This window comes from Anaerocolumna cellulosilytica, assembly GCF_014218335.1.
Classification (GTDB): domain Bacteria; phylum Bacillota; class Clostridia; order Lachnospirales; family Lachnospiraceae; genus Anaerocolumna; species Anaerocolumna cellulosilytica.
Genome location: NZ_AP023367.1, coordinates 3,407,606 through 3,426,522 on the forward strand (window position 1 = coordinate 3,407,606; position 18,917 = coordinate 3,426,522).

Sequence of the window (18,917 nt, forward strand, 5' to 3'; positions counted from 1 at the left end):
GCATTTTAAATGATTACAGCACCATCAATATTAGTAAAAATTTTATCCTCACCGTCATTCACGGCTGTAATTACAGTGTTATTTCTGACATTTACAATAAAAGCAATGTTGTCAACCATAACCAAGGATTCTTTAATTCCTTTTTCCTGTGCTTTCTTAGCACCGGTATTAAGCCTTTCCAGTTGTTTGTCCGATAAATCGATATTCCTGCTAGCCAATCTTTCATTCGCATGCCTTGAGAATTTCAGAGAACCGGTTTGTTCCAACTGTTGCTGCTTTAATAATTCAATAAAGGGTATTCCTTGACCTTCCGGTACCTGACTGCTTATCTTATTTTTATTTTTTAAGAGCTGGCCGGTCATTTGCTCTATTGAATTAAAATTTGTTTGTGAAATCTGTTTCATACTTGACTCCCATCTATGTGTTGAAGCGCGTATTTTTCTTTGCACCTGCACATGTACAGTAAGGGATGCTTACATTTTGCACCTGCCTCTTTTCACGTCGACGTCCTTTTCAACGTTCTGGGTGACTTCACGATTACATTATGCTCCTTTTATACCTGCTGCTTCTTAAAGTTATGCCTAATCATCTGTATTTTCTGTGCTATCTTCGCCTTGTTCAGCTTCCGGAGCCGTTCCCTCAATGGTAACAGTTATCTTATTGGTAACGGTTGTATACAGAATATCATTAAACATTAATACAGGTTTGTAGGTGCCATTATCTAAATTCATAAACGCTTCCTTGCTGATAGTTACTTTATTACCGTCTAAGGTAACATATTTAGCATCAACTGCTTTACCACCAATTATAAATGCAATATCATCAGCAATTGTCTTATCAGAACCAAGGTTTACTTCAAAGCTGATATTTGATGGCTCTTCTTTGTTAAAGGTCGCTTTTACCGGATTCGGTATATAAGGAGCTCCTCTTTGCAATAAATATGTAGCATCAACAACTTGGACAATTTGATCCAAAGTATAAATATTATCATTGACAACTAGATTCGCAACTCCATTTGATATAACAACAGAATCAACGGTTCCGTCTTTTAAAATCATATTGCCAGTTCCGTCTTTTGAATTTACTACAACATTCATCCCTACAAGGCCAAATGCTTGGTTATTACTTGATGTCTGATTTAAGTTCTGCATCTGTTCCAATTGTGAAAAGGTTGCAAGCTGTTCAACAAATTGGGTATCTGTACTTGGATTCAAAGGATCCTGATATTTCATCTGGGTCACCAGCAATTTTAAAAATGCAGTTTTATCCAGAGAGCCTGTGCCTGACTTAGAAGCAGTGCTCGTGGAATTCGTAGAAACTACTTTTCCATTCGTAACCTGTTGTAAAAGATCACTCATAAGAACCTCCTATTAAACGGTATAATCCACACTATTTGTAGCCTGTTCCAAACTATCGAGGGAAGAATTCTCAATCTTTTCTTCTTCTATTGCTTCCGAACCCTCAAAAAGCCTTCCGCGATTACCTGATTTTTCCTGATGCTTTTGTGTATCGCCCGCAGCCTGGTCGCTTCCAGTAAAATTAAAGTTAGCTACTGTTACTTCGATTGCTTCAACTTTCAATCCCTGTTGGTTTAGATTTTCTCGTAAAATATGTAACTGACTTTCTATTGCTTCTTTAGCTATCTCATTCTGCGTTTGAAACTGTGCGGTCAGAATACCGTCTTTTGCAACTACAGAAAGATTTACTTTTCCTAAATGCTCAGGATTTAATTGAATTTCCATAGATGTCTGTTCAGGTTTAATAAATACTTTAATCTGCTCAATAATCTGAGTAGTGATGTCTTGTATCTGCCTGCTATTAGAAACCTCTTCTTCAAAACCTGCTAATCCCTCACTACCTTTTACTGCTAAGTTTTGAATAAAAGACTCAAGAGACGTCTCCGCTGCTGCTTCTTCCTTATTTCCGGTGTTGTCAGAAGCAGTATTCTGCCCTTGTGAATCAGTTTTATAAACTTCAACAGAAGTTCCATTTCCGCTTGTAGCTGCAGTTTCTGAACTATCCTTTGTTGCATTAAGTTCTTTTGCAGAACTCTCTTCATCCGGATTTTCTAAAGTAGTTGGAGCAATTATATATTCATCCTGCTTTTCCTGGTTATTAATACTATCCAGGTATTGTTCAACTTGTTCCTTCGTCACTCCAAAGTCATCTGTTACACTCTTTACTGTCTCTGACAACTGTTTCAACGTATCCGCCAGTTCTTCATTGGTTAAAAATTCAGATATATCCTCTGCTCCCTTTACTTGTAACACTAATTGTTTCAGATTATCCGGATTTAAGAGGTCTAGCATGGTAAGTCCAAGTGTTTCCATTGCTTTTTCAAGCTCTTCTTTCGATATTCCAAGCTGTTCCTGTATTGAATTCTGCAAAGCTGCAATAAAATCTTCAATATTGCTAAATGCTATATTGTCCATCTTTCCATCTGCAAGTGGGTCTATTTCACCTGCTAATACCAAACCTTCTGTGCCTGTACTGCTTAAAACAGTATTCTTATTCACTTCCTGCTGAATCTTATTAAAATCACTCTTTGCAGGCACTTGGCTTTTATTAATAAATGTTTTCTTAGTTGCAGCAACAGTCTCTCTTAGTACATCCTTTGATTTCACACTATTATCCATAATACCCGCAAAATCATTACCTGAACTTTTTTGATTCATAGAAACTTTATTGTTTTGACCGGATCCAGCTAAATCAAATAGCTGTGTTTTTAAATTGGCTGTCATCCTTTGTTTTCCTCCTTTCTATCATTCTCTTTATACTTAAGTGAACAATTCACATTAAGCCTATTTTTTATTAGAAATTTCAGCATCCATATCAAACATCTTTTTTGTAATTTTGGCTGCTGCGGTAGAGTCCATTTGTGCTAATATCAATGCACTTTCAGAAGGTCTCATTGTTAAAAGCATCTTCGCTACAAGGTCAATATCCGCGGTCATAGTCTCAAATACAGCTGCTGCTTCTGCTGGTTTCATCTTTCTATAGATTTCAGCTTTTTCTTTTATAGCTTTTGAGTATTGCAGCTGTTCAACAACTTGTCTGTATATTTCTTCAGCATTAGACGGGTCAATGCTTTCATAGTATGCTTTGTATTCTTCTATATCTGGCGCCGCTTCAGCAAATACGATTTTTTCCTCGAATTCTTTTACCCTTTGCTCAAATTTCAGCTGATTTTCTTCAAATACTTTAAGCCTGTCTACCTCAGCCTGTAATTCCTGTAACTTATTTCCCTCTGATTCACTATCTGCTGTAAGACTTTCATTTATAGCTTCCAATTCTTTAATTCGTTCAATTGCATCTTCCAAAGTTTTATATGGATAATCATTTTCATAGGCTATCTGCTCTTCTGATACATCAGGCAGTATTTTATTTACTACGGGTATATCTTTTAAAAGCGGTCTTAGTACAGAGGAGCCAAACCCTCCTATATTTAATTTAATAAGTACTGCAAAGAATGCAAGCCAGATTAGAATAATTACTAAAACAATGACTATTCCTATTATTCTGCTTTTTATGCTTTTCCCATTTTCAGCTTCTTCAACAGGTATATTGTTTCTTGCCATTTTGTTTCCTCCTAGTAATCGGTAGGATTATTGTATTTAAAACTGACTAGTTCATCAATTTCTTTTCTTTCTCCTGATTCATACTCCACAAAAAATTCCTGTAACGCATTATCTTTTAACTTCTCATGGGTTTTTCTTTCAACCATTGCTGTATTTAAACGGGTTCTCATAAGCTCTAAATGCTGCTCCGCTTTTTTCACTGCAATTTCCTGCTGTTTGATAAAATATTTTGTTATTTCTATGGCCTCTTCACATTGCCGAAGCTCTATTATGTCTAACTTTGTACTCATTATCATTTTTTTTCTTTCCTGATAAATGATCACTTTCTGCTTTAACGTAAATAGTTTTTCTTCTTCTTCGGTAAGCTTCATTCTGGCCATACCATATGCAGTTTTGGCCTGGTCTTCCATCTTGTATTTAATACCCAAAATGTTTTCCATCTTATATATAAATTTAGCCATTTACCCACCTATTCTTCAAATAATTCTGTTAGTCTAAAGACAATCTCATCGAAATTCAATTTTTCATAAACGTCCTGCTGAAGAAACTTATTAACAGCTTCTATCTTGGATATAGCATAATCAATATTTTTATTAGAACCATTTTTATAGGCTCCTATATTAATTAAATCCTCTGCTTCATTGTAAGTAGCTAAAACCATTTTAAGCTTGCCAGCTAATTGTTTATGCTCCTTTGTAACAATAGAAGACATGACACGGGATATACTTTGAAGTACATCAATTGCAGGATAATGATTTTTATTAGCAAATTTACGCGTCAACATGATATGCCCGTCCAGGATACCTCTTGCGGTGTCAGTTATTGGTTCATTGAAGTCATCACCATCTACCAAAACAGTATATAAGCCTGTAATTGACCCTTTTTCCGAATTACCTGCCCGTTCTAAAAGTTTAGGCATTTCTGAATATACGCTGGGTGGATAACCTCTAGAAACCGGGGGTTCACCTGATGCAAGCCCAATCTCTCTTTGTGCCATAGAAAATCGAGTCAAAGAATCCATCATCAATAAGACATCTTTGCCCTGATCTCTAAAATATTCAGCTATAGCTGTAGCCGTCTTAGCTGCCTTCTTACGAATAAGAGCGGGCTTATCAGAGGTTGCAACTACCACCACAGAACGGCTCATTCCTTCTTCGCCCAAATCTCTTTCCAAGAATTCGCGTACTTCCCTGCCACGTTCTCCAATTAAAGCGATTACATTAATATCTGCCTTTGTATTTCTGGCAAACATTCCAAGAAGAGTACTTTTACCAACACCACTTCCTGCAAATATACCAATTCTCTGACCTTTCCCTACAGTTATCATGCCATCTACAGCCTTAACTCCAAGAGGCAGCACCTCATCAATTAATTTACGTTTCATAGGGTCCGGCGGTTCTGCCTCTACAGAATACCCTTTGGTTAATACAAGCTCAGATTCGTCAATGGGTTGTCCCAAGCCATCTAAGGTCTTTCCAAGCAGAGAATCACCAACAAAGACCTTTAATGGTTCTTTCGTACATTCAACTGTACTTCCGACGCCAACACCTTCCACATTACCATAGGGCATTAGTAAAATCCTGTCTTCACGAAACCCTACAACTTCCGCCATAATTATCTGTGTTTTATCCTTAGATACAATCATGCACAAATCATTTAGTTTCGCTTTCGGACCAATAGATTCAATTGTCAATCCAACAACCTTTACAACTTTTCCCAAGTTCTTCTCATAGGTTCTATCTAATAACGCCTTATACTTATTTATATCTACTGAAAGCATCTTTAACCGCCCTCTATTCTGTTTGTATGGAAAGTAGTTTTATATCCCGCATTAAGTTATTAAGCTGAGTGTCCAGGCTGCAATCAATAATACTGGTATCCGTTTCTATCATACATTGATTTTTCGTAAGTTCTTTATCTATTACCACTTCAATGACTGTTTCCGGACTTACCAATGTTAAAAGTTCAGCAATCCTAGAATGTACTGATTCGTAATCCTCTTTTGAGATTTTAATAATAAAATTCTTACTGTTATCCGCATGATACATAGCATTATGTATAAGATGGTATACAATCTGCTTATATTCTTTAGCCAGTACACCCGTCATCTTCTCAAGGAGCATAGTCAGTATATCTGCCAGCTGAGGCTCTAAAAGCAATAATTGCTCACTAAATTCCTCTTCCTGACGGATTTTAGCTTCCTGCAAGTCTCGTTTCATTTCATCTGCTTCTTCCATGCCTTTTTTTAATCCTTCGGCATAACCCCGACTTTTCGCCTCTTCATACATCTTTTCACTGGTTGCAGCCGCTGCCTCTTCTGCTTCTTTTATAATACGTTCCGCTTCTTCCGTCGCTTGTTCTTGCGCTTCTCTTAAAATTTCTTCCGGTGTTTTTTGCGGTATTTCTTCCTGTTCAACCGCAATATCAACTATAGTAGCTGCAATCCCTTGCGTAAAGCCGTCTAAATCAGGTGGATGCTGTCCTTCTGTTTCGGAATGATCCACACTCTCTCTTTTACGGTTTAAAAAATCTATAAGACGAAATTCTTCCGATCTTTCATTGGAATCAATAACTTTTTTCTCTCCTCCATCTACATAAACGTATCTGGATTTAATTATATTAGACAACGATCTCGTCACCTCCACCTCTGGAAATAATAATTTCAGCGGAGTCTTCTAATTTTCTAATAATATTAACAATTTTCTGTTGTGATTCTTCAACATCTTTAAGACGTACAGGCCCCATAAATTCCATATCTTCTTTAATCATAGTAGCAAGACGCTTCGATAAGTTGTTGAATATGACACTTTGCACTTCTTCGTTGGAACCTTTTAAAGCCACAGCAAGTTCATTGTTGTCAACTTCTCTAAGTACCCTTTGTATAGATTTATCATCCAGAGATAGAATATCTTCAAATACAAACATTTTTCTTCTGATTTCATCTGCCAATTCAGGTTCTTCAATTTCCAAGGTTTCCATAATATGTTTTTCAGTTCCTCTGTCAACTGTATTTAAAATTGCAACAATGGAATCTACACCACCAACAATTGTATAATCTTGATTTACCAGTGAAGACAGCTTACGTTCCAGCACTCTTTCTACTTCTTTGATTACATCCGGTGAAGTACGATCCATCTGCGCGATACGTTTCGCAACATCCGCCTGCTTGTCTGGAGGTAATGCTGATATAATAGAAGAAGCCTGTCCTGATGAAAGATAGGATAATATAAGTGCAATCGTCTGAGGATGTTCATCCTGAATAAAGTTTAACATCTGACTTGCGTCTGTTTTTCTTACAAATTCAAATGGACGAACCTGCAAGGATGCTGTCAGCTTGCCAATAACATCTTTTGCCTTTTCTTCTCCCAATGCTTTTTCCAACAGTTCTTTCGCATAGGCAATACCACCTTCAGCAATATATTGCTGTGCAAGGCAAATTTCATAGAATTCATCCAACACCTGCTCTTTGGTTGCAGGAGAAACGCTCCTTGTATTGGCAATTTCTAAAGTAAGCTGCTCTATTTCATCTTCTTTGAGGTGTTTGAATATATTGGATGACTTTTCAGGTCCTAATGAAATTAAAAGCACTGCTGCTTTTTGTACTCCCGTAATATCCAAATTCTTAGACATGTGATATCCTCCTAATTACTACATTAGCCCCATTCATCATTCAACCAATTCCTAAGCAATTGGGCGACTGCTTCAGGATTCTCATCCACAAACTTTTCAATAAGCTTCTTCGTTTCTGATTTTTCACTAAATTCTATATCATCCAAGGATTGATTTTCCTTTGTTGTAGCCAATAACTGCTCAACTGACAATTCCGGCTCCAGCTCAGTGATTTCAACTGGTGATGTGCCTTTAAACACAACAAATCCCAACAGACCAATAATTGCCACCGCAAGTGCAATCTGCATATAAAGAGACCAGTTATTTGAACCACTTGGTGTAGGAATAAACACCGGCTGCTCGTAAGCAATGATTGAAATCCTGTCAACAGAAATACCGGTTGCCATAGAGACCATATTGTAAATATCTTCTCCTATTTCCACCTGTCTTTTTTCTTTGTTAGCAAGCGCATATTCCTCAAAAGAGGTTCCTTCTAACAGCCCTTGAAGCTCCAATTCCTCTTCTTTTACAGGAACAACCTTTGTCATTACTATACTGCCAGATGATTCTTCCGGAATAACCGCTCCAACCTCTTTAATTGTATTGGTTTCCCTGACACTTGGAATGTACTCAATTTTGACTTCTGAACTTTTTGAGCCATTATTATTTCCGTTCTCTAGCATATAAGAAGTTTCATCATTGGAATCCGTACCCGGAGGACCTCCAGATCCAGCACTGGTATTTTCTGTATCATAGGAATAATAGTTTTTATACAGACCCTGATCCTGCCCGTCAGCCGGTATCTGTTCGGTGAAAAGCTCCGTTACTTTATCCATACTCAATACCCAGTTAAACATAGGCTGAACATCATCATATCCCAACTTCATCATTAGCATGTATATGTTGTTATTATAATTATTCTGAAGTTTTTCACGATACTCTAATACTGAGGAGGCGCTGCCTGAATATAAGTCTTCCTTACCCCCAAATAAAAGATTACCATTTTGATCAATCACTTTAATCTTATCAGTAGATTCATTACCAATGGAAGCTGCAACAAACTCAGCTACTGCTTCTGCTGTCGATAACTCAAATTCCTCTGTAATGGTTAATGCTACACTGGCCGGGTAATCCTGTCTCTCTGCTAACACACTATATGTAGTATCTTGAGGAACGTACGTAACCTGCGCATCTTTAATACCAGTCATGTTAATTAAATAATTTCTTATTTCTGTTTGTATATATAAGTGATTCTTAAGGTTACGGTCACTATTTGTTGTACTTAAGTCGTTACTTGTTAAATCGGTAATAGATAAACCTTTTTTTGGCAAATCATTGCTGTATACAAGCAGAAGAGCATCCGAGTAGTCCTTTTTATCGACTTTTATTGTAACTTTATCACTATCTAGTTGATATCCAATGCCTTCTTTTTTAAGTAGGTCTGCTACCGCACTTGCATCTTTTGTATTTTCATTTATAATTAATGTTTCATATACGGTTCGGTTCATTACGGTAACCAATACGATTAAAGCCAGAAAAACCACCGCAACGACACTGATAATAATCGTTTTCTGCTTACTGGAATACTTTTTCCACTGCTCTAATAACTGAACCGGTATCTGTTTTAGTTTGTCAACCATGTTACTGCTCCTCTAGTCATCGAGTTAGAATTGGAGATTCATTATCTCTTTATACGCATCCAATACCCTGTTTCTTACTTCAAGGGTATATTGCAAAGACATTGTTGCTTTTGTCTGTGCAACCTGCAAATCATAAGTATTATTATTTAATCCCAACGCAAAGGCCATTTCAGCTTCCTCTGCTGCATTCGTTAAATCGTTTGTTTCATTTACCATGTCTAGAGCTGACCGGAACAGTTTTTCAAAAGTTTCATTTCTGTCGGTTTTCTCAACCGAAACATTCCCCTTACCTATAGAACCTATACCCGATATTCCATTCAATAATGTAACGTCCATGTTTGTCCTCCCCTATTATTTTCCTACTTCTAATCCCTTTAAGGCCATACTCTTTGTCGCATTGAAAGCTGTTATATTCGCTTCGTATGCTCTGCTTGCATCAATTAAGTTAGTCATCTCAGTAACAGTATTGACATTCGGATAGGTTACATAACCATCTTCATCAGCATCAGGATGTGATGGATCATAGACAACATTCATGGCTGTTTCTTTATCTTCCGTAATTTCTGTGACTTTAACTCCGTTTCCAGCAAACGTACTGGATTTACTATTTAAAATACTGGCAAAAGAACCTCGTCCCTTTTCTTCGAACACTAGTATCTTACGTCGATAAGCCTCACCATTTTCATCTCTAGTAGTATTTACATTTGCAATATTCTGAGAGATTAAATCCATTCTGAGTCTCTGAGCGGTCATTCCGCTTGCACTAACATTCATTGCGTCAAATGCTGACATATACTTACCTCCTATTTACTGGTTATCGCTAATTTTATCCGATTAAATTCACTGGTCATTGAATCCATTATGGCATTGAATCTAATTTGATTCTGCGCCAGATTAGCCGATTCCGTATCAACATCAACATTATTGCCATCTAATCGATAGCTAAGTGTTGAATAATCCGTATATACAGTAGGCTCTAAGGAATTCAAGTCAATCTTTGATACTTTTTTATCAAGTGACCCCTCTCCCTGCAGCTGCCTTGCCAGATATGTCTGAAATTCAATATCCCTTCTTTTGTAATTAGGCGTACTTACATTTGACAGATTATTCGACAATAATTGATTTCTTGTCCAACTTGCATCAGCAGCTTTATTTAACACATTGATATAATTAAATGCATTTGATTGTATCATTATAACGCTCCTTTCACGACAATCATGACTAGTATCATTATAATTATATTACGACAAAAAAACAAGATAATTTTGCAGAACTAGTACTATTATATCATAAAATGTAAAATAATATCAAAAAACGAGGATTAGCAAGTCGAAATCTCTCGCAAATCCTCGTATAACTTTATTCTATCTATACAATTCCAAAAGCTTATTACTGAATATATATACATTTTACTGTTACTCTAAAAATTGTACTTATATTTTAAAACATATCTATAACAAAAATTGTATTACTTTATTTATTTAATTTTCGTAGTTCGTCAAAAACCACATCGTTTAATACTTTTATATAGGTTCCTTTCATACCGGAAGATCTTGATTCAATTACGCCGGCACTTTCAAATTTCCTTAAAGCATTTACAATAACAGAACGGGTAATACCAACTCTATCAGCGATCTTACTTGCTACCAAAATCCCTTCATTGCCTTCTAGTTCCTCAAAAATATGGATTATAGCTTCTAGCTCTGAAAAAGACAAGGTACTGATAGCTGACTTTACAATTTGTACTTTGCGGTTTTCTTCTGCACTTTCTTCATTCACGGAACGCATCATTTCTAGACCAACTACAGTTGTACCATATTCACTTAAAATTATATCATCCAAGTCATACTGCCTGCTACTTTTATAGAGGAATAAAGTCCCAAGCCTTTCCCCCGCAATATCAATGGGTATAATAATAGCTTGATAATCATTATCCTGTCCAAACTCAAAACCTAAGGTAAGTAAGTTAACATTTTCTTTCGTAGAAAGAATATTTAGTAACCTTTCATTTAACAACTGGTCAATATGACCACCTACATTGTCTTTAATCAATTCCTTGATTTCAATGATGTCATCTCTATTCTTTATACCTAATACTTTACCTTTTTTACTGATGACCAGTATATTGGATTCGAGAATCTCGCTTAATACCTCACAAATATCATTAAATACCACTTTGTGAGAATTATTATTGTGTAATAACTTGTTAATTTTTCTTGTCTTGTCTAACAACTGTACGCTCATGAAACAACCTCCCAGTACCCCCGCCTATAATTACTTATCTTACTCGTAGTATCCAGTCTTTAACCTTCTCAGAATAAGTATACTGACTTCAATTGTGTTGTCAGATAAATCTTACCATACATTTTTCATAAAAACAATAGCCATTTAATGTTTTTGACACACATTAAGCAAAAAAACAGGGATTTTTATCATATTTATCAATTTTTCGCAACAATACACCCACATTTTTCATCGATACAAACCAGACTGGTTCCTTTTTCTACCATAACTCCATTACATTTCGGGCATTTCTGCTCAGATGGTTTCTGCCATGTCATAAACTCACATTCCGGATTATTCTCACAGCCATAATACTTTCTTCCCTTTTTTGTCTTACGGATTACTACGTCTTTCCCACACAAAGGGCAACTGACACCAATCTTTTCTAAGTATGGTTTTGTATTTCTGCAATCAGGGAATCCAGGACAAGCAAGAAATTTGCCATGAGGTCCATACTTTATGACCATATTTCTGCCGCATTCCTCACAGATGACATCCGTTTTTTCATCTTCTATTTTTATTTCTTCCAGACTCTCTTCCGCATGTACTACAGCAGCTTCTAAATCAGGATAGAAATTGCGCACAACTGTTTTCCAAATAATAGTGCCGTCTTCCACACTATCTAACAGTGACTCTAGGTTTGCTGTAAAGTTCACATCTACTATGCTTGGGAATGCCTGTTTCATAATATTATTAACAACTTCTCCAAGTTCTGTAACATAAAGGTTCTTATTCTCTTTCACTACATATCTTCTAGCCAGAATTGTTGTTATGGTAGGCGCATAAGTACTAGGTCTTCCTATGCCTAACTCCTCTAAAGTTTTTACTAATGATGCTTCTGTATAATGTGCTGGTGGCTGTGTAAAATGCTGCGTTGGATTTAACTCATTTAAATTAACTGCGGTATCCTCACTCAAATTTTTTAACATAGCACTATTTTGCTTATCATCTTCATCCGTTGAATAAACTGTCATATAACCATCAAAGATTAATTTTGACGCTGAAGAATTAAAACGATAACCGTTACCATCTATTCGAACAGATATTGTTTCATACTTGGCCGACTGCATTCTACTGGCTACAAAACGCCTCCAGATTAACTGATACAACCGGAATTGTTCCCTGCTAAGAGATTCTTTTATTAACACCGGTGTCAATTCTACATAAGTCGGTCGAATTGCTTCATGGGCATCCTGAATTTTTTTGTTGCTTTCTTTTCCGTTTTCTTTATCTGCCACAAAAGCAGCACCATAATTTTCTTTAATAAAATCCCTTGCGGCCACATCAGCTTCTTCTGATATTCGAATAGAGTCTGTACGCAAATAAGTAATTAAACCTATCGTTCCATGATTTTTAATATCAATTCCTTCATAAAGCTGCTGAGCCAAACGCATGGTTTTAGACGTCGAAAAGTTGAGGGTTTTGGCAGCCTCCTGCTGCAATGTGCTGGTTGTAAAAGGTAACGGTGCTTTTTTTTGTCTTTCGCCACGTTTTATTTCTGTAATCCTATAGGCAGCTCCCTCCAGCTCCTTTAATACCTTATTCAATTCCTCTTCTGAGCGAATGGTCAGTTTTTCATTTTCCTTCGCCGATAACTTTGCCACAAGTGGTGCCTTTTCTCCTGCCAGTTGAAATATTGCTTCTAGATTCCAGTATTCTTCGGGAACAAAAGCATTAATTTCTTCCTCCCTGTCACATATGATGCGTAAAGCAACCGACTGTACACGTCCTGCACTTAACCCTCTTTTCACTTTAGCCCAAAGCAAAGGACTGATACTGTAACCAACCATACGATCTAAAATTCTTCTTGTCTGCTGGGAATCAACCAGATTCATATCGATATCCCTTGCCTGTTTAATCGAAGCTTTCACTGCATTTTTTGTTATCTCATTAAAAGTAATACGACTGGAATTGTTATCTTCTAACTTTAATGTTTTTGATAAATGCCAGGAGATTGCTTCACCTTCACGATCAGGGTCAGTGGCAAGATATACTTTATCCGCCTTCTTTACCTCTTTACGAAGTTTTGCAAGTAAATCACCTTTCCCCCGAATGGTTATATATTTAGGTTCAAAATCATTTTCTACATCAATACCTAACTGACTTTTAGGAAGGTCCCTTACATGGCCATTGGAGGCTATCACCTCATAATTAGCACCTAAAAACTTTTTTATTGTCTTAGCCTTTGCAGGTGATTCTACTATCACAAGATTTTTTGACATGTACCTACCACACCCCTTATTTTAAATTTCATCACCTGTAACTATTTAGTCTGTACTTAACCATACATTCATGTAGGGTACGTTAATTGTTTAGTCGCATATACAGTGTTTCATTTAAGCCCAATCTAAATAGCCACTGGCAATTTATATTTTATATTTTATATTAGTACATAATAATTAGTTCTGGTCTGTTTAATATAATTGTTTATTTCTAAATTAATAAGTATCTCCGACAAATCACCAATACTTAGTTTTGTTTCTTCTGTCAACTCATTTATATGCTTTGGTAAGAAACTTAGTCTAGAATACACTATTTTTTCTTTCGTTTCAAGCAATTTATCATTTTTTTTCAAATCCTTTTGATAATTTTCATAAGTTATTGAAAAATCTTCTAAGATATCTTGTACTCCGGTAACTAATTTTGCACCCATCTTAATTAAATTATTACACCCTATACTTAAAGGGTCTAATGCTCTTCCCGGAAGTGCATAAATATTTTTACCTTCATCCAAACCTAAGTCTACCGTTATAAACGAACCACTCTTTTCTTTGGCTTCAATAACCAGGATTCCATCAGACAGTCCGCTTATTATCCGGTTACGCAATGGAAAATGATAAGGTCTTGGCGGGCAACCAGGAGCGTATTCAGAAATAACACCTCCTTTATGAATCATCTCCATATATAAATGAAAATTTTCCTTTGGATAGCATATATCTACCCCACAGCCTTCTATCCCATATGTTAATCCCCCTGCTGACAATGCTCCCTTATGGGCATAACCATCAATACCGTGGGCAAGTCCACTTATAATCTGTAAACCATGTCCTGCTAGTTCTGCCGCTAACTTTTCAGCCATTACCCTGCCATACTCTGTACAATTTCTGGCACCAATAACCGCTAGGGATGGCTTATTACTTTCAGGCAGCTTTCCTTTTACATACAAAGCTATAGGCGGTTGATATATCGTAAGCAATTTTTCCGGATAAGCTACGTCGTCTTTTGTTACAAAATATATGCCTTTATCCGTTAATTTAGCATAGGATTCTTTTATATTCTTTTCCTTTTTGCTATTTAAAATTCTCTCCCGTTCCTCTTTTGTTATCTGAATAATTTCTTCTAATCCACTTCCTGTATCCTTGTAGACTTCTTCTGGTGTGCCAAAATAATTGAGTAGTTTTTCCTTTTTACTAAGTCCTACTTGTTCTAAATTACACAACCAAAACCAGTATTCTTTCTCCGTCATATTCCTCTCCATTTTAAGAAAAATTTATACTTTGAAATAATAGCCTGTACTAATTACGGCTCAGACCAGTATTTTTTATCTATTCCACGGTAACATAAAGCCTCACTAAGATGCTTTACTGCTATTGTATCTGCCCCTTCAAGATCTGCTATTGTTCTGGCCACCTTTATTATTCGGTGATAAGCTCTTGTACTTAAATCCATTTTTTCAAAAGCTGCTTCCAGCAGAGTACGTTCCTTTACTCCTAACTTACAATAACGGTTTATTGCCTTTGGTGTCAACTGTGAATTAAAATAAAACTTTTCATTACTGTATCTCTTTACTTGCATTTTCCGGACTTTTTCAATTCTCTTTCTAATATCTTCTGAAGTCTCACCGAGCTTGTTACTATCCAATGCTTTATATTCAATTTTTTGAACTTCCACACATATATCTATCCGATCCAGTAAAGGTCTGCTTATTTTACCCAGATATCGTTTCACCTGACTTACCGAGCAGCTGCACTTATTCCTGTCAGGATAAAAGCCGCACGAGCAGGGGTTAAGAGCTGCAACCAACATAAAATCGGCAGGATAACGATAAGCACCCTGCAGTCTCGTAATTGTTATTTCATTATCCTCAAGAGGTTGCCTGAGTATTTCAATAGTACTCCGGTTAAATTCAGGTAATTCGTCCAGAAATAGGACTCCATGATGAGCAAGACTGATTTCTCCCGGTAATGGCGTTCTCCCTCCACCCGTCAGCGCTGTAGGAGTAATGGTATGGTGGGGCGACCGAAAGGGTCTCTTACCGATTAGTGCTATTTTATTATTTAAAAGCCCTGACACACTGTAAATCTTTGAAATTTCAAGACTTTCTTCAAAGGAAAGCTCCGGCAGAATAGTTGGTATACGCCTAGCCAGCATAGTTTTTCCGGTTCCGGGAGGACCTATCATAAGTATATTGTGCATACCGGCTGCCGCTATTTCTATTGCACGTTTACATATTTCTTGTCCTGCAATATCAGAAAAATCAATTTCGTCGTTATAATTGCCTTTATGGATTAATTCCTCTCTTTTTATATAATAAGGTTTAAATTCTACAGGATTACATATATATGCTGCTGCCTCTTTTAAATTCTTTATTCCATATACATCTATTCCTTGTACAACCGCAGCCTCTTTCATATTCTCCTTCGGAACAATACAACTTTTAAAGCCTTCCTTGTAGGCTGTATACACAATCGGCAGCACTCCATTAATTTTATTGATTTCACCATTTAGACTTAGTTCTCCAACAAAAAGGGTTTTTTCAAGATTATCCTGTGGTAAATAACCATAGGCTGAAAGAATTGCTATTGCAATAGAAAGATCAAAGGCGGTCCCTTCTTTACGGACATCTGCCGGAGATAAATTCACAGTAACACGTTTTGCAGGCAGCTGGTAACCGGAATTTTTGATTGATATGCGTACTCGTTCTCTGGCCTCTCTAACCTCGGCCCCTAAATAGCCAACCAAATCAAAAACAGGCAGTCCATCACTTACATCGGCCTCTACCGACACGATGAAACCATCGATTCCGTTTACCGCTCCACTGTATGCTCTACTGAACATAATTGCCCCTTCCTTTTCTCTCCAAAAAAGGAAGCATCATCCATTTACAGTATAGCAAACTATTTTACATGTTACAAGTTTATTTTTTGCCACTCTTCTTTCTTTATGGAGTAACATACATCATCATAGATTTCACCATTAAAAATTCTGGATGCAAATCTTATTGTACCTTCATATTGAAATCCTGATTTTAGTATTACCTTTTTTGACTGCTCATTAAAAGGATAGTGGTATACTGATACAAGATTAAGTTCTAACTCAAGAAAGGCGTGTTTTAGAATTGCCTGCACCGCTTCCCCCATAAGCCCTCTTCCCCAGTAATCTCTGGATAATACATAACCTAACATTTTGCTTCCGGGGACATTTCTTTTTCCATCCCCATGCAGCCCCAAGGAGCCAATTACCTTATTATTCTCTTTATTTACAATTGCCGCCACTTCATCTCCACTTATAAAGGACTGCAATATTCGTTCAGATTCTTCCAAAGACTCATGTGGTTTCCAACCCGCTTTTGGGCCAACCTCGGGATTGCTGGCATATTCATATAAATCGTTAATATCTTCTAGTCGCCACGCTCTAAGTATTAACCGCTCCGTTTCTAATTGCTTCATCCATCCCATGTCTATTCTTTCCCATCCAATATTTTCTTCAGCTCATCCATAAAGGTATTTACATCTTTGAACTCTCTGTAAACAGATGCAAATCTTACATAAGCAACTGCATCCAGGTCTTTTAACTTGTCCATTAAGATTCCCCCAATTACAGTACTTGGCACTTCTTTTTCTTCCAGGTTAAATATAGTATTCTCAACTTCATCCACTAAAGCATTGATTTGATCGATAGATATTGGCCGTTTATGACAGGAACGAAAAACCCCTGCCTCTATCTTTGCACGGTCATAAGGTTCTCTGTTATTATCCTTTTTTATAACTACTAAAGGTATTGCTTCTACCTTTTCATAGGTAGTGAACCGTTTAGAACATTCATCACATTGGCGCCTTCTGCGGATGGAACTGCTGTCATCTGCAGGCCGTGAATCAATAACCCGTGTATTTTCTTTTCCACAAAAAGGGCATTTCATTGTTTTATCCTCCTACATTTCAATTCTGCCTGGATAGGCCAGTAAATAAGTACTAGCTTATCAATGCATGTAATAAGCAATTGTGCAATTGTTTTTCATTACACACTAACACCAAATGCATATCGGTGAAATTTGGTTTTATTTCACACTATGTATAGCTCGATTATATTGAAGAATTCAGGATTGGTCAAGTTATTTTATCCATATTTATGACATATATTAATATAAATGTTGGTAAACCGGGAGGTGTTTCTATGAGATTATGTGAATTAAAGCAAAAAGAAGTTATAAATTGCAGAGATGGAGAAAGACTTGGATACGTTTGCGATCTGGATTTTGATGTACATACCGGTGTTATTACCCATTTAATTGTCCCCGGTCCCTGCAAGATCTGGGGTATCCTTGGCAGAGACCAGGAGTATGTTATCAGCTATTCCTGTATAAAACAAATCGGTACAGATGTAATTCTTGTAGATATTGATATTGATAAAGCTTTGATTAAATCTGCTTTTCTTTAATTACGTATATTCCAGTTGGATGCTTACTGGGGCGGATTGCATCTGCTGCAAGGTTCATAACCCCGTTCCAGTGCTTCCATTAAATCTATTTCATCTGGTGCTTTCTTTAGGTAGCTGCAATCCACATTGTGATATTTATGACCGGTTTCTGTAATATATACCTTAATTTCTTCACTAGATTCTGCTGTTGGCTTAGTCACTTCTTCTGTTTCATTAACTACTGTTTCATCCCTAACACTTTTTTCTCCCGCTTTCTTCTCTGTTTGAAAGGTTAGATTGGTTCCGTCACTGGTAATAACTACTGCCCCCATTAAATCAGTACGGTATATCTGAATATCCTCATCCAGCAATCTTGTCACTATACTACTGCTTGGATGCCCATACGGATTATCTGTACCAACTGTTATAACAGCGTAGATTGGATCCACTGCCTCAATAAAAGCTTCACTGTTACTGGTTGTGGAACCGTGATGGTTTAATTTCATCACATCTGCTTCCAAGTCTATTCCACTTTCTACCATATCTTTTTCAGATTCTATCTCCGCATCTCCCGTCAGCAAAAAAACATTCGTACCATTCTCTAATTTTATTCCTAATGAGTAGTTGTTGACTTTATTTCCATAGTCCTTTCCCACGGGTGCTATAAAAGTAAATTTACCTGATCCCAAGCTGTATTCATCGCCAGGTACAGGATTAAGAATCTGAAGATCCTTTTCTCTAATTGCAAGTAATAGCCTTTCGAAGGATACATTGGGTAAAACAAAGTCTGTTAAGAATATTTTCCCGACAGAAAATTCATTAATAACCTCATCTAGCCCACCTATGTGGTCTTCATGTGGATGGGTTCCGATTATGTAGGTTAGCTCTTTTACACCCTGTTTTTTTAAATAGGAAACAACTGCTTCACCATCTGCATTATTACCGCCGTCAATAAGCATCGTTTCCTCACCCGATTGAATAAGGATAGAATCTGCCTGACCTACGTCTATAAAATGTACTGACATGCTGCCTTGTGTAAATCCCCCGGTTGTTTGTGTTGACTTATCCGAAAGTAAACTACAGCCTCCTGCTAAAAACATGATTAAACTTAAAATACATACAATAAAAAAGCTTAATTTAAATTTCTTAATCACCATTTTTACTCCTGTTT

The 18,917-nt window shown here is 36.7% G+C and carries 20 protein-coding genes; 1 reads left to right on the forward strand and 19 read right to left on the reverse strand.

What is annotated here, in order from left to right; all coding sequences use genetic code 11:
* Positions 1-5: 5 nt before the first annotated feature.
* From acsn021_RS14080 to nrdR, 18 genes are all read right to left on the reverse strand, one after another.
* Entirely contained in the window at positions 6-404 is a 399-nt protein-coding gene (locus tag acsn021_RS14080) for a TIGR02530 family flagellar biosynthesis protein (RefSeq protein ID WP_184093910.1), read from the reverse strand.
* Between the two features lie 177 nt (positions 405-581).
* Positions 582-1,358 carry a flagellar hook capping FlgD N-terminal domain-containing protein gene (locus acsn021_RS14085; protein ID WP_184093912.1) on the reverse strand — a complete coding sequence of 259 codons (777 nt, stop codon included), beginning with the start codon at positions 1,356-1,358 and terminating at the stop codon, positions 582-584.
* A gap of 12 nt (positions 1,359-1,370) precedes the next feature.
* Complete coding sequence (locus acsn021_RS14090) at positions 1,371-2,741, reverse strand: flagellar hook-length control protein FliK (protein ID WP_184093914.1); 1,371 nt, start codon at positions 2,739-2,741, stop codon at positions 1,371-1,373.
* Between the two features lie 60 nt (positions 2,742-2,801).
* A complete protein-coding gene (locus tag acsn021_RS14095) occupies positions 2,802-3,578 on the reverse strand; it encodes a MotE family protein (protein WP_184093916.1) in 777 nt (258 codons plus the stop codon).
* An 11-nt stretch (positions 3,579-3,589) separates the two neighbouring features.
* Positions 3,590-4,039, reverse strand: a complete 450-nt coding sequence (locus tag acsn021_RS14100; protein WP_184093918.1) for a flagellar export protein FliJ — start codon at positions 4,037-4,039, stop codon at positions 3,590-3,592.
* An 8-nt stretch (positions 4,040-4,047) separates the two neighbouring features.
* Positions 4,048-5,358, reverse strand: coding sequence for a flagellar protein export ATPase FliI (fliI, locus tag acsn021_RS14105; protein ID WP_184093920.1), 1,311 nt, complete (start codon positions 5,356-5,358; stop codon positions 4,048-4,050).
* Between the two features lie 13 nt (positions 5,359-5,371).
* Positions 5,372-6,205, reverse strand: coding sequence for a FliH/SctL family protein (locus acsn021_RS14110; RefSeq protein WP_184093922.1), 834 nt, complete (start codon positions 6,203-6,205; stop codon positions 5,372-5,374).
* Positions 6,198-7,208, reverse strand: coding sequence for a flagellar motor switch protein FliG (gene fliG / locus acsn021_RS14115; RefSeq protein WP_184093924.1), 1,011 nt, complete (start codon positions 7,206-7,208; stop codon positions 6,198-6,200). Before fliG ends, acsn021_RS14110 begins: the two co-directional genes overlap by 8 nt.
* 23 nt (positions 7,209-7,231) lie before the next feature.
* Positions 7,232-8,827: a hypothetical protein gene (locus acsn021_RS14120; protein ID WP_184093926.1), complete on the reverse strand. Its 1,596-nt coding sequence runs from the start codon at positions 8,825-8,827 to the stop codon at positions 7,232-7,234.
* Between the two features lie 24 nt (positions 8,828-8,851).
* Complete coding sequence (fliE, locus tag acsn021_RS14125; protein ID WP_184093928.1) at positions 8,852-9,163, reverse strand: flagellar hook-basal body complex protein FliE; 312 nt, start codon at positions 9,161-9,163, stop codon at positions 8,852-8,854.
* A 15-nt stretch (positions 9,164-9,178) separates the two neighbouring features.
* Positions 9,179-9,619 carry a flagellar basal body rod protein FlgC gene (gene flgC / locus acsn021_RS14130; RefSeq protein ID WP_184093929.1) on the reverse strand — a complete coding sequence of 147 codons (441 nt, stop codon included), beginning with the start codon at positions 9,617-9,619 and terminating at the stop codon, positions 9,179-9,181.
* A gap of 11 nt (positions 9,620-9,630) precedes the next feature.
* Positions 9,631-10,020, reverse strand: coding sequence for a flagellar basal body rod protein FlgB (gene flgB / locus acsn021_RS14135; protein WP_184093931.1), 390 nt, complete (start codon positions 10,018-10,020; stop codon positions 9,631-9,633).
* Between the two features lie 280 nt (positions 10,021-10,300).
* Positions 10,301-11,071: a GTP-sensing pleiotropic transcriptional regulator CodY gene (codY, locus tag acsn021_RS14140; protein ID WP_184093933.1), complete on the reverse strand. Its 771-nt coding sequence runs from the start codon at positions 11,069-11,071 to the stop codon at positions 10,301-10,303.
* A gap of 197 nt (positions 11,072-11,268) precedes the next feature.
* A complete protein-coding gene (gene topA / locus acsn021_RS14145) occupies positions 11,269-13,332 on the reverse strand; it encodes a type I DNA topoisomerase (RefSeq protein WP_184093935.1) in 2,064 nt (687 codons plus the stop codon).
* Positions 13,333-13,490: 158 nt separating this feature from the next.
* A complete protein-coding gene (dprA, locus tag acsn021_RS14150) occupies positions 13,491-14,576 on the reverse strand; it encodes a DNA-processing protein DprA (protein WP_184093937.1) in 1,086 nt (361 codons plus the stop codon).
* Between the two features lie 53 nt (positions 14,577-14,629).
* Complete coding sequence (locus acsn021_RS14155) at positions 14,630-16,168, reverse strand: YifB family Mg chelatase-like AAA ATPase (RefSeq protein WP_184093939.1); 1,539 nt, start codon at positions 16,166-16,168, stop codon at positions 14,630-14,632.
* A 71-nt stretch (positions 16,169-16,239) separates the two neighbouring features.
* Complete coding sequence (locus acsn021_RS14160; protein ID WP_243167927.1) at positions 16,240-16,788, reverse strand: GNAT family N-acetyltransferase; 549 nt, start codon at positions 16,786-16,788, stop codon at positions 16,240-16,242.
* A 2-nt stretch (positions 16,789-16,790) separates the two neighbouring features.
* The gene (gene nrdR / locus acsn021_RS14165) at positions 16,791-17,249 is read right to left on the reverse strand and encodes a transcriptional regulator NrdR (RefSeq protein ID WP_184093941.1); all 459 of its coding nucleotides are present in this window, start codon (positions 17,247-17,249) and stop codon (positions 16,791-16,793) included.
* A gap of 254 nt (positions 17,250-17,503) precedes the next feature.
* Between nrdR and acsn021_RS14170 the strand changes: the two genes are divergently transcribed.
* On the forward strand, positions 17,504-17,767 hold the full coding sequence (locus tag acsn021_RS14170) for a PRC-barrel domain-containing protein (protein ID WP_184093942.1): 264 nt from the start codon (positions 17,504-17,506) through the stop codon (positions 17,765-17,767).
* A 23-nt stretch (positions 17,768-17,790) separates the two neighbouring features.
* On the opposite strand, the gene acsn021_RS14175 is transcribed toward acsn021_RS14170, so the two are convergent.
* Entirely contained in the window at positions 17,791-18,903 is a 1,113-nt protein-coding gene (locus acsn021_RS14175; protein WP_184093943.1) for a ComEC/Rec2 family competence protein, read from the reverse strand.
* Positions 18,904-18,917: the final 14 nt, after the last annotated feature.